Source organism: Collinsella sp. i05-0019-G5 (assembly GCF_042851345.1).
Lineage (GTDB): Bacteria > Actinomycetota > Coriobacteriia > Coriobacteriales > Coriobacteriaceae > Collinsella.
Window position 1 is genome coordinate 968,721 of the sequence record NZ_AP031421.1, and the last position, 11,650, is coordinate 980,370.

The window sequence follows — 11,650 nt, forward strand, 5'->3', positions numbered from 1 at the left end:
TATGGGGCGGTGCAATGGGGTCAGGTTAGTTTGCACCAAATATGTCCGACAAGAGGTTTGACGGATGTTTGGTTGGTGCCTGTTGATGGTCTGGGTATCGGGGAGGGCGGGCTCCGTTATAATCGCCTAGAACATTAAATGGAAACGGGACGGGAGCCATATATGCGCCAGGGTTTCGACAACGCGAAGTATATCGAGCTGCAGGCTGCTCACATTAAGGAGCGCATCTCGCAGTTTGGCGGCAAGCTCTATTTGGAGTTTGGCGGTAAGCTATTCGATGACTATCATGCGAGCCGCGTGCTACCGGGTTTTGAACCGGACAGCAAGTTCCGCATGCTCAAGAGCATCGCCGACGATGTCGAGGTTATCATCGCGATCAACGCGAACCACATCGAGAAAAACAAGGCTCGTGGTGACCTGGGCATTACCTATGACGAGGATGTGCTGCGCCTGGTTGACCTGTTCCGCGGCAACGGCTTTGCCGTCGCGGCTGTGGTCATCACCCAGTACGCTGGCCAGCCTGCTGCTGATGTGTTCCGCAACCGCCTGAACGCGCTCGGTATTCCCGCCAAGCTGCACTATCCCATCGAGGGGTATCCGCACGATGTCGATCTGATCGTGTCCGACGATGGCTACGGCAAGAACGAGTTTGTCGAGACCACGCGTCCGCTCGTTGTCGTGACGGCACCCGGCCCCGGCTCAGGCAAGCTCGCCACTTGCCTCTCGCAGCTCTATCACGAGCACAAGCACGGCACCGCCGCCGGCTACGCCAAGTTCGAGACTTTCCCGGTCTGGAATCTGCCCCTCACGCATCCGGTCAACATCGCCTATGAGGCAGCAACGGCCGATCTCGACGATGCCAATATCATCGACTCCTTCCACTTGGAGGCCTACAACAAGACCACGGTCAACTACAACCGCGACGTCGAGGCCTTCCCGGTGGTCCGTGCTCTGATGGAAAAGATCCTGGGCAAGAGCCCCTATCAGAGTCCTACGGACATGGGCGTCAATATGGTCGGCTTTGCCATCACCGATGACGATGCCTGCCGCGACGCTTCCAAGATGGAGATCGTCCGCCGCTACTTTACCGCGGTCGAAAATGTGCGCCGTACCGGCGTGGGCGATGAGCAAGTCGACCGTCTCAAAATTATTATGAAGAAAGCCGGCATCGATAAGAACTACTCACCGGCGCGCTCGGCGGCCCTCACCAGGGAGCAGCTGACGGGTGGTCCCGTGGGTGCCATGGTCATGCCCGATGGCTCCGTGGTGACCGGTAAGACCTCCACGCGCCTGGGCGCCGCAAGTTCGCTCATTATGAACGCCCTCAAGCATGTCTCGGGCGTCGACCTTGAGCTCGAGGTCATTAGCGATGAGGCGATCGAGCCCATCAGCAAGCTCAAGACGCATTTCCTGGGAAGCAAAAACCCGCGCCTCCACACCGACGAGACGCTTATGGCGCTGTCGATCACCTCGGCCACGAGTGAGACGGCCGCTCGCGTCCTTTCGGGCCTGGAGCAGCTGCGCGGTTGCGATGCCTTCTTTAGCGTGATCATCTCGCCGACGGACGAGACGGTACTGCGCAAACTGGGTATCAACGTGTGCTGCGAGCCCAAGTTTGAGCGCCGCGGTTTCTTCCATCGCTAAGTTTGAAGCACCGCGGTAATTGCATTGCATTTTGGCCGTATCGGGTTAGCGCCCGGTACGGCTTTTTGATCAATAAAGCGCCTATTTCGGCGAAAAATAGCTGTTTACCTGCCTAGAAACAATTTGAGCGGTATACAATAACCGTAACTGTTTCATCCTTAGCGGGATGCCGCATGATGGATATTACCTGCCATCGTGAGGTGTGTCGGTCGCGCACGGCGCGTTAGATGCTCGTGCTCGGTTTGAGGAGGCTGCTATGGCGGGCAAGGGTCGTGCGAGTGTCAACGATATGAAGCGTGTCGAGGTGCTGGTGTTGATGGAGATCGACCAGCAAACCGAAGACAATGGCGGGCCGTATGGTTTCTCGCGCAAAACGCTTGCCGAGCGCGTGGGGGTTTCGCCGTATCGTGTCCGCGCCGCAATCGATCGTTTGGATTCCGAAGGCATGATTGATGTCGTCTCGCGTTATAGCGACGACGGCGGTCAGCTTGCAAATGGCATTTGCCTCACCGAACGTGGCGAGTGGTATCTTGAGGGCGTCCGTACCGGCATGCTCGTTCAAGAAATGCTTGAGGACGAGGTTGCTGATCGATAGCAGCATGTAACCCTTGCCACAGCGACGCCGCCTGGGAAACCGGGCGGCGTTTTGTTCAAGACTTTAGTCCGCTGGCCGCGCAGCGGCCAGCTTTAAACCACCCGCTACGCGGGTGGAGACAAACGGCTTTACAAAGCCACCCCTCCGACCGATATTGACGATTGTTCAGGCCGTCAAGAATTCGAGTCGAAGGGGTGGTCGCCATGGCCCAGAAGGCCTACAGCCTTTCCCACACGAAGTGGATGTGCAAGTACCACATCGTGTTCACGCCGAAGTATAGGCGCAAAGTGATCTACAACCAAATCAGGAGCGACATAGGGGAGATCCTCAGGAAGCTGTGCGAGTACAAGGGGATCGAGATAATCGAGGGGCACCTGATGCCCGACCACGTGCACGTGCTGCTGGCGATCCCGCCGAAGTACAGCGTCGCGAGCGTCATGGGCTACCTGAAGGGGAAGAGCTCGCTGATGATATTCGACAGGCACGCCAACCTCAAGTACAAGTTCGGCAACAGGAAGTTCTGGGCGGAGGGCTACTACGTGTCCACCGTCGGCCTGAACGAGGCGACGATCGCCAAGTACATCAGGGAGCAGGAGTCCCACGACATCGCGCTGGACAAGCTGAGCGTGAAGGAGTACGAGGACCCCTTCAAGAGGGGGTGATGCTGCCGGTTCGACCGGCGCGCCACGGGTCAAGATGCACTAGGCCTGGACGAAGTCCGGGCCCGCGCCTTTAGACGCGAGCCCGGGGCCCGTGGGTTATACCCTAAGAGCAAACCACCCTTTTTAAGGGTGGTTCTGATTTCAAGATTGAGAAATGCAATCGCACGCGAGAAAAATTGCGTGCGGCGCGCGTCGCGAGTATTACAATGAAGACCCGTAAGATGTGTATGGACAACTTCTACGGGAAGCGCAGGTAACTCAATATGACCAAGCATGTGTTCGTAACCGGTGGCGTGGTTTCGTCTCTGGGCAAGGGTATTACCGCGGCCTCGCTGGGCCGTCTGCTCAAGTCGCGCGGGTACAAGGTGACGATGCAAAAGGCCGACCCGTATCTGAACGTCGACCCCGGCACCATGAGCCCGTTCCAGCATGGCGAGGTCTTTGTGACCGAGGACGGCTACGAGTCCGATCTGGACCTGGGCCACTACGAGCGCTTTATTGACGAGAACCTGACCCGCGATTCCAACTTTACGACTGGTGCCATCTATAAGAGTCTGATCGCCCGCGAACGTCGCGGTGACTTTTTGGGCGGCACCGTGCAGGTGATTCCGCACGTCACGAACGCCATTAAGGATAAGTTCCGTCGTATTGAGGAACAGACCGGCTCCGACGTGGTCATCACTGAGTTGGGCGGCACCATCGGTGACATCGAGTCGCAGCCGTTTGTCGAGGCCATCCGTCAGTACCGCAAGGAGGCCGGCCCCGAGAACGTCTGCTACATCCACGTGTCGCTCGTTCCCTATATCGCCGCCGCCCACGAGGTCAAGACCAAGCCCACGCAGCATTCCGTCAAGGAGCTCCGCAGCTTTGGCATCCAGCCCGATATCATCGTGCTGCGCTCCGACCACCATATCGATGACGCTATCCGCGGAAAGATCGCAAGCTTCTGCGACGTCGACACCGATTGTGTCTTTACCAACGAGGACTGCGCGAGCATTTACGATGTTCCGCAGCTGCTTGCCGAGCAGGACTTTGACCTGCGCATTTGCGAGCGCCTGGGTCTGGACCCGCGTGAGCGCGACATGAGCGAGTGGAACGAGTTCCTGCGCAAACAGAATCACGCCAACCATCACGCCGACAAGGTGAAGATCGCCGTCGTGGGCAAGTACACGCAGCTGCCCGATGCGTACCTGTCGGTTATCGAGGCCCTGCACCATGCGGGCGTCTTCTACGATCGCCATGTGGACGTCCAGCTGGTCGACGGCGAGAGCCTCGACGAGCAGAATGTCTCCGAGGTTCTGGGCGACGCCTCGGGCATCCTGGTCCCCGGCGGCTTTGGCAAGCGCGCCCTGGAGGGCAAGATCCTCGCGGCCGAGTTTGCCCGTGAGCACAAGATTCCGTATCTGGGCATTTGCCTGGGTATGCAGGTGGCCGTGTGCGAATTTGCGCGCAACGTCGTCGGCCTTGCCGGCGCCAGCTCCTCCGAGTTCGATCCGGATGGCCCGTATAGTGTCATCGATCTGATGAGCTCGCAGGAGGACGTGACCGAGAAGGGCGGCACCATGCGCCTGGGCGCCTATCCGTGCAAGCTCGCCGCCGATACCCTCGCTCGCGAGGCATATGGCGAGGAGCTCGTCTACGAGCGTCACCGTCACCGCTTTGAGTTCAACAACGCCTTCCGCGACCAGCTCGAGGACGCCGGTTTGGTTATCTCGGGTCTGTCGCCCGACGAGCGCCTGGTCGAGATGGTCGAGCTGCCGCGCGACGTGCATCCGTGGTATGTGGCAACCCAGGCTCATCCCGAGTTTAAGAGCCGCCCGACCAACCCGCAGCCGCTGTTCCGCGAGTTCGTGCGCGCTTCGATCGGCCAGCACGAGGGTGTCGACCGTCTGCAGGTGACGCCCATGAACCTCGCTACGGACTAAGGGTGCCGGCGAATAAGGAACATACCGAAGCTACTCCCTCGTCGCTCGCCGTGGCGGCGGGGGAGTATCTCGATTACCTCGCGGTCGAGCGGGGTTTGGCGCGCAACACGATTGCGGCCTATCGTCGTGACCTGACGACATACTGCGCCTATCTGGAGCGGGCGGGTATTGTGTCTTTTGAAGAGGTGACCCGTCAGGTCGTGGAGGGCTTTGTCGCCGACCGTCGCGATGGGGGCTATTCCGATGCCTCGGTGGAGCGTGCGCTTGCGGCCGTGAAGGGCCTGCATGCCTTTTTGGTGCGCGATGGGGCTGTGGCCCAAAATCCAACGGCGGCGTTGCGCCTTCCTAAAAAGGCTGAGCGTTTGCCGGAGTATCTATCGGTGGAGGATGTCTCGGCGCTGCTCGATCAAGACTTCCCCGAGGGCGAGATGGGCTTGCGCGACCATGCCATCTTGGAAGTGCTCTACGGATGCGGTTTGCGTGTGAGCGAGTTGGTGGGGCTCGATGTGGGCGATATCCATATCGACGATGGCTTTGTGCTCGTTCGCGGTAAGGGCTCGAAGGAACGCCTGTCCCCGCTGGTGGGAAGCGCGGCGCGAGCTCTGATGCTCTATGTAACTGAGGGGCGTTCTCGCTTGGCGGCCCATGCCCGCGGAACCGAGACCTCGGCGGTCTTTTTAAATAAGAACGGCCGCCGTCTGTCGCGCCAGGGCATCCATGCCATCTGTGAGCGCTACGGGCGCCAGGTGGGGCTGGTGGGACTCCATCCCCACACGCTGCGTCACTCCTTTGCTACCCATATGCTTGCGGGCGGCGCAGACCTCCGTGTGCTACAGGAGATCTTGGGACATGCCGATATATCGACCACGCAGGTCTACACGCATGTCGATCGTACACAACTGACCGAGGTCTATCTGGCGGCGCACCCGCTGGCACATCGTTAACACATCGCTGACCTGCATATTTATAGGTATTTGGGGACGGGCTCCAGATTGCCGCGGCGTGCTTTTGCGCACGCATGGGCAATCTGGGGCCCCGTCCCATTTTTCGCCACTTGGCGTCGCGGTGGTGGGCCGCACGTGCCTTGGGTGGGGGAGTTTGGGGGCGATGTGAACGGCATGTAAAGGGACGCAAAAATCGCCTCAAGGTCAACTTGAAGGTTGAGGTTGAACGGCGGGGTGCCACAGGTGGCATCCCGCCGTTGCTGTAAACACAACATATTGTGTTTTCGAACATATGCTTGGGGGTGTTTTGCAATATATGGTGGGTGGAGTGGTGGGGCGGAGTGGGGGAAGAGGTGGGGAAAGGTGTTGAAAAATGGGGCGGTTCCCCATATTATTGATGACGTCGACAGGCGGGGTGGTTCCCCGCGTACGTGCCATCTGAGTAACCGAGGGGAGGGCGCACATGGGAATGACGGGTGCATACGAGCGCAATCTCGATGCAAAAGGTCGTCTATCCCTGCCTGCACCCCTTCGCGAGGAGCTTGGAGAGCACGTTCGCGTGTTCAAAGCCCTGGATGTCGATGCTCTGTACGTGTTCTCTGCCGAGGCCTTCGATAAGTGGGTCGAAGGACTCTTCGCGGGTCGTGAGGGCCACGAGGGTTTTAACCCGCGTGACATTAATGACCAGAAGCTCATGAGGGCGATCAACAAGCGCACCACGTCGATGGACGTGGACAGCGCCGGTCGTATCGGTCTTTCCGAGTCTCTCCGCAAGCAGGCGAACCTCGACCGCGAGGTCACGGTTGTGGGCAACTACGACCACCTTGAGGTTTGGGATCGCGCCGCGGCCGATGAGGACGATGACGATGAGGCCCTGCTGGACCTCTTCTTCTCGTAAGGGCAAGGCACGGGTAACGGATGGAGCGTGGGATCTTGACACAAGAATATCGGCATGAACCTGTCATGCTCGGCGAAGTGCTTGAGTCGCTGCGGCTAAAGAGCGGCTCCGTTGTCTGCGATTGCACCCTTGGCGGTGCCGGCCATTCGGTAAAGATGGCCGCGCAGGTGGGGGAGACGGGCCTTTTGCTCGGCGTCGATCAGGACGACATGGCCCTCGAGGCCGCTGGCGCCCGTCTGGACCGCGAGGTTCCCGGCGTTCCGCACCAGCTGCTGAAGGGCAACTTCGGCGACTTGGACGAGCTACTTTGCTCGGCCGAGGTGCCCGGGGTCGATGGCTTCCTGTTCGATTTGGGCGTTTCGTCACCGCAACTCGATATCCCTGGCAGGGGCTTTTCGTATAACGAGGACGCCCCATTGGACATGCGGATGGATCCGGGTAATAACACCTTAAACGCAGCTGAGGTCATCAACACCTATAACGAACACGACCTCGCCCGGATTCTACGCGTCTACGGCGAAGAGAAGTTCGCCTCGCAGATCGCGCGCGAGATCGTGCGCCGCCGCGAGCAAGAACCGATCGAAACCACCGGCCAATTTGTCGAGATCATCAAGGCGGGTATCCCGGCTGCCGCTCGTCGGCATGGCGGACACCCGGCCAAGAAAAGTTTCCAGGCCATTCGCATCGAGGTCAATCACGAGCTCGATGTGCTCGAACGAGGGCTTGATGCCGCCACCAGGTGGCTCAACCCGGGCGGACGTATCTGCGTCATCTCGTATCACTCGCTCGAGGACCGTATCGTAAAGAACCACTTTAAGGAGATGAGCCAGGGGTGCACGTGTCCGCCGGAGATTCCGGTGTGCGTGTGCGGCAACGTGCCGATACTCAAGGTCATCACCCGCAAACCCTTGGTTGCCCAGCCTGATGAGGTTGAGCGCAACCCTCGGGCGAGATCAGCCAAAATCCGCGTGGCGCAGCGTCTGTAGGCGCGACCGCGCGATATTGGACCTCCCGCTCGCACCATAAACGAAGCTTAAACACACTACCAACGTACTCGGGATGGGAGGCGGCATATCATGGGCTACAACACTTCAAGCGCAGCACTCGCCTATGATATGAACGCCATGCCCGCCTATCGTGAGACGCCGCAGGCCCCCGTTGCTCCCCGTGAGCAGCGCACGCCGCGCTTTGATGTCTACACGGGCGCGGGCCGTCAGGCAAACCAGGCGGTAAGCCCGGTTTTCATGAGCGTTCTTAAAACGTTTTGCATCATTGCGGCTATCTTCATGACGATCGGCGTCGCCCGCGTGGCGCTCGCCGGCGTTACGGCCCAGGTGCTCAACAGCAACGCCGAGCTTACCAACACGCTCGAAAAGGCGACCGATGAGAGCTCCGACCTGGAGGTCATGCATTCGGTCTATGGCGCCGACACGCGCATTCGCGACCTTGCGGGCGCTTATGGCATGGTGGAGCCCAGCGAGAGCGTTACACTTGACTTTTCGCAGGATGCAGCCGCGGGCGCCAACGCGACCGCGACCGCTCAGTAGCAAGACGGTAGCTGAGTATGACAAATGACTATCGCCGCGGTTCCGATGGGGGCCGCGGTTCTGGACGTCCCTCGTCGCGGGGACGTTCTGGTTATCAAGGAACGGGTCGGCAATCTTACAACGCCGGGCAGTCCCGTGGCAACGACCCGGCGTCGCGACTTCGCGGCTCGGGCGGCCCTCAAGTGCATAACACCAGGTCGCGCAAGAGCTCGTCGACCGAATGGCTCACAGGCGCGCCTCTGCCTCGCCGCAAAGCCGTCATGGGATTCATTGGGCTTGGCTTGGGCTTGGGCGTCTTTCGCCTTGCCGACTATCAAATTGTCGAAGCCGATAAACTGCGCGAGCGTGCCGATGCGCGCCGCCTGCTTGCGCAGACCCTCTATGCCAAACGCGGCACCATCTACGACCGCAACGGTAACGTGCTGGCGTCGTCGGTCGAATGTCGCAACATCGCCGTGAACCCGCAGCTTGTCGAGGATGTTGACAAGACGGTGTCGGCGCTGGTCAAGGCAACTGGAATCGATAAAAAGACCTGCCGCAAGCTCGTCGAGTCCGATGGCACCTGGGTGTATATCAAGCGCCAAGTGGACGAAGACGATGCTGCGGTGCTGGAGAAGAAGAACCTGCCCGGCGTGCTTTTTGAGCAGGCCATGAAGCGCGTATATCCATACGGCAATCTGGCATCGCAGGTGCTGGGTGTAGTGAATGTGGACAACGACGGCTTGACGGGTCTCGAAAAGCAATACAACAAGCTTCTGACCGGCACGAACGGTTCTCTCGTGCGCGAGCGCGCGAGGGACGGCAGCTATATCGCGGGCGGTGCCTATAAAAAGGTGGCCGCGGTCGACGGCGTTGATATCGTGACGACGCTCGACGTCAATATCCAGCGTGCGGCTGAGGATGCTCTGGCAGAGGCTGTCGAGAAGACAAAGGCCAAGAACGGCTCGGCTTTGGTCACCGACCCCACGACCGGTGAAATTCTCGCAGCCTGCTCGTACCCGACCTACGACCAGACCGATCTGGAGAACGCCAAGACCGAGGATATGAACCTGCGCCTGGTCACTGACGCCTACGAGCCCGGCTCGGTCTTTAAGACGCTCGTGGCGGGCGCCGGCTTCGACTTGGGCGTCGTACGATCGAGTACGTCGTTTGAGGTGCCGGCGAGCATCAAGGTGGGCGACGATACCGTTACCGATGCCGATAAGCGCGACTATGGCATGACCATGGATGTGCGCGAGATGATGCGCCGTTCGTCCAATGTGGGCTTTGTCCTGGTGGGGCGCAAGATCGGTGCCGACGACTTTGCCGCCTATGTGGACAAGTGGGGCATCGGTCACAGCTCCGGTGTCGATTTTCCGGGCGAGAGCCTGGGCATCGTCAAGGAGCGTGACCAGTATGACGGCGCCACGCTGGGATCGATGAGCTTTGGACAGGCGCTGTCCGTCTCGCCGATTGAGATCGCACGTGCCGTGGGCGGCATCGCCAACGGCGGCGTGATGATGACCCCGCACTTCTATAAGTCCAGCAAAGGCGACGAGAAGGACTGGGGCGAAGGCGAACGCGCGATTTCTGAGGACGCCGCATCCCAGGTGACATCGTGCATGCAGACGGTCGTGTCCGAGGGAACGGGCGTTGGCGGCGCGGTTGACGGCTATGACGTGGCGGGTAAGACCGGTACGGCCGAACGAGCCGACGAGAACGGCGGCTACCTCAAGGAGAACTACATGTCGTCCTTTATGGGCTTTGCGCCGGCACAATCGCCCAAGGTGCTGTGCTATATCACGCTCGACGGAACGCCGAGCGGCTCAGATGCCGCTGCGGTGCCGTTCCAGTCCATTATGGCCAACGCGCTCGACGTGCTGGGTATCCCGCACACGAAGTAGGGGGTTACAATCTTTGGGGCGTGGTTTGTTGTCCCATATGAGGGTGTTCACATGCCCTGCACCACGCATGTGCGGCGCTGGGATACAATACGCCGATAGCATTATTAGGTTTACAGGGGAGCTGCAATGATAGAGATCGCCGTCAACAACCTCGCGGCCGCAACAGGGGCCCGAACCGTGACGGGAGAAGCCGATCGGGTATGCCGCGGGTGCGTTATCGACTCGCGTCAGGTCGAGGAAGGGACGATTTTCGTCGCCTTTCCCGGTGAAAACGTCGACGGCAATGATTTTGCTTCCCGTGCCGTCCAGTCGGGTGCCGGCGCCGTCGTGATGACGCGTGAGCCCGAGGCCGAGCTGGTCTCGCTGGCGCAGGACAAGGGCTGTGCCATCTTGCTGACCGATGATCCCGAGGACTTTCTGCTGCGTTTGGCGCACGCGTACCGTCTGGAGCTTGGCTGCCTGGTCGTTGGTATTACCGGTTCCATCGGCAAGACGACGACCAAGGACGTGCTCGCCGCCGTGCTCGCCAAGCGCTATCGTGTCTGGGCCACCAAGGGCAATTTCAATAACCTGATCGGCATGCCGCTCACGGTGCTTTCTGCTCCGGCCGATACCGAGGTCCTGGTGCTCGAGATGGGCATGAACCATTTCCACGAGATTGAGCGCCTGTCCCAGTCCGCCAATCCCAACCTTGCCATCGTGAGCAAGATTGGTACCTCTCACATCGGCATTTTGGGCAGCCGCGAGAACATCGCCCGCGCTAAGGCCGAGATTGTCCAGGGTATGTGCGCCGCCGGCGACTTCTTGCCGCTGCTGGTTTTGGGCGGTGAGGACGACTTTACGCCGTTCATTCGCGATACGTTCGCCCAGCCTGCTGGTATCGATGTGATGCTGGCCGGCGTCTCGGACGATGATGAGGTCCGTGCCCGCGACATTCGTGTTGATGACGAGGGCCGTCCGGTCTTTACGCTCGATTTTGGCCAGGGTGAGACGACCGATACCATGCTTGCCATCCCCGGCGTGCAGTCCGTCCCAAATGCCGTTAAGGCCGCCGCGGTTGCCTATCGCCTGGGCGTGACGCCCGAGCAGATCGATGCTGCCTTTAGGGGCCTCACGATCACCGGGCACCGCCAGGAGATCAAGCGCGCCAAGAGCGGTGCCCGCGTCATCGACGATTCCTATAACGCCAGCGCCGAATCCATGGCTGCTGGTCTCGATCTGCTGTGCTCGCTTTCGTGCACGGGGTCTCGCATGGCGATCCTGGGCGAGATGGGCGAGATGGGCGATGAGGCTCCTCGCATGCATGAGCTCGTGGGCGCCTATGCCGCCGCCAAGAAGCTCGACATGCTGGCGTGCGTGGGTGGTGAGCTGGCCCAGCTTATGGCCGATGCCGCGCGCATGATGGGCATGGACGAGGACCGCATCCAGGTGTTCTCCGATTATCAGCAGGTGCTCGACCGCATGGGCGGCGCGCTTGAAAAACATGATGTTGTACTGGTCAAGGGTTCCCGCTTTGTTGAGCTCGACCGCTTTGTGGAAGGTGTGTGCTAGC

10 protein-coding genes are annotated in these 11,650 nt (G+C 60.1%); all 10 read left to right on the forward strand.

All coding sequences use genetic code 11. The features are described from left to right. Positions 1-162 precede the first annotated feature (162 nt). The 10 genes from ACGHIZ_RS04315 (at position 163) to murF (ending at position 11,649) form a co-directional block, all read left to right on the forward strand. On the forward strand, positions 163-1,644 hold the full coding sequence (locus tag ACGHIZ_RS04315) for a DUF1846 domain-containing protein (protein ID WP_006234276.1): 1,482 nt from the start codon (positions 163-165) through the stop codon (positions 1,642-1,644). Positions 1,645-1,900: 256 nt separating this feature from the next. Further along, positions 1,901-2,239 (forward strand): hypothetical protein, encoded by a 339-nt coding sequence (locus tag ACGHIZ_RS04320; RefSeq protein WP_161115922.1) that lies wholly within the window; start codon positions 1,901-1,903, stop codon positions 2,237-2,239. Between the two features lie 203 nt (positions 2,240-2,442). Next, a complete protein-coding gene (gene tnpA / locus ACGHIZ_RS04325; protein ID WP_055287554.1) occupies positions 2,443-2,901 on the forward strand; it encodes an IS200/IS605 family transposase in 459 nt (152 codons plus the stop codon). Positions 2,902-3,164: 263 nt separating this feature from the next. Continuing rightward, complete coding sequence (locus ACGHIZ_RS04330; protein WP_006234274.1) at positions 3,165-4,826, forward strand: CTP synthase; 1,662 nt, start codon at positions 3,165-3,167, stop codon at positions 4,824-4,826. A gap of 2 nt (positions 4,827-4,828) precedes the next feature. Then, positions 4,829-5,770: a site-specific tyrosine recombinase XerD gene (xerD, locus tag ACGHIZ_RS04335; RefSeq protein ID WP_271740013.1), complete on the forward strand. Its 942-nt coding sequence runs from the start codon at positions 4,829-4,831 to the stop codon at positions 5,768-5,770. A gap of 463 nt (positions 5,771-6,233) precedes the next feature. Next, positions 6,234-6,668 (forward strand): division/cell wall cluster transcriptional repressor MraZ, encoded by a 435-nt coding sequence (locus ACGHIZ_RS04340; RefSeq protein WP_006234269.1) that lies wholly within the window; start codon positions 6,234-6,236, stop codon positions 6,666-6,668. Positions 6,669-6,733: 65 nt separating this feature from the next. Next, positions 6,734-7,654, forward strand: a complete 921-nt coding sequence (rsmH, locus tag ACGHIZ_RS04345) for a 16S rRNA (cytosine(1402)-N(4))-methyltransferase RsmH (protein ID WP_022094482.1) — start codon at positions 6,734-6,736, stop codon at positions 7,652-7,654. 90 nt (positions 7,655-7,744) lie between these two features. Then, positions 7,745-8,215 (forward strand): hypothetical protein, encoded by a 471-nt coding sequence (locus tag ACGHIZ_RS04350; protein WP_022094483.1) that lies wholly within the window; start codon positions 7,745-7,747, stop codon positions 8,213-8,215. Between the two features lie 260 nt (positions 8,216-8,475). After that, positions 8,476-10,098 (forward strand): penicillin-binding protein 2, encoded by a 1,623-nt coding sequence (locus ACGHIZ_RS04355; RefSeq protein ID WP_022094484.1) that lies wholly within the window; start codon positions 8,476-8,478, stop codon positions 10,096-10,098. Between the two features lie 126 nt (positions 10,099-10,224). Then, positions 10,225-11,649: a UDP-N-acetylmuramoyl-tripeptide--D-alanyl-D-alanine ligase gene (murF, locus tag ACGHIZ_RS04360; RefSeq protein WP_215675024.1), complete on the forward strand. Its 1,425-nt coding sequence runs from the start codon at positions 10,225-10,227 to the stop codon at positions 11,647-11,649. The last annotated feature ends 1 nt before the right edge of the window (position 11,650 follow it).

Coding starts and splice junctions, on each gene's coding strand:
- ACGHIZ_RS04340 (WP_006234269.1), top strand. CDS start 6,234: ATGGGAATGACGGGTGCATACGAGCGCAATCTCGATGCAAAAGGTCGT.
- ACGHIZ_RS04350 (WP_022094483.1), top strand. CDS start 7,745: ATGGGCTACAACACTTCAAGCGCAGCACTCGCCTATGATATGAACGCC.
- ACGHIZ_RS04320 (WP_161115922.1), top strand. CDS start 1,901: ATGGCGGGCAAGGGTCGTGCGAGTGTCAACGATATGAAGCGTGTCGAG.
- rsmH (WP_022094482.1), top strand. CDS start 6,734: ATGCTCGGCGAAGTGCTTGAGTCGCTGCGGCTAAAGAGCGGCTCCGTT.
- ACGHIZ_RS04330 (WP_006234274.1), top strand. CDS start 3,165: ATGACCAAGCATGTGTTCGTAACCGGTGGCGTGGTTTCGTCTCTGGGC.
- tnpA (WP_055287554.1), top strand. CDS start 2,443: ATGGCCCAGAAGGCCTACAGCCTTTCCCACACGAAGTGGATGTGCAAG.
- ACGHIZ_RS04355 (WP_022094484.1), top strand. CDS start 8,476: ATGGGATTCATTGGGCTTGGCTTGGGCTTGGGCGTCTTTCGCCTTGCC.
- murF (WP_215675024.1), top strand. CDS start 10,225: ATGATAGAGATCGCCGTCAACAACCTCGCGGCCGCAACAGGGGCCCGA.
- ACGHIZ_RS04315 (WP_006234276.1), top strand. CDS start 163: ATGCGCCAGGGTTTCGACAACGCGAAGTATATCGAGCTGCAGGCTGCT.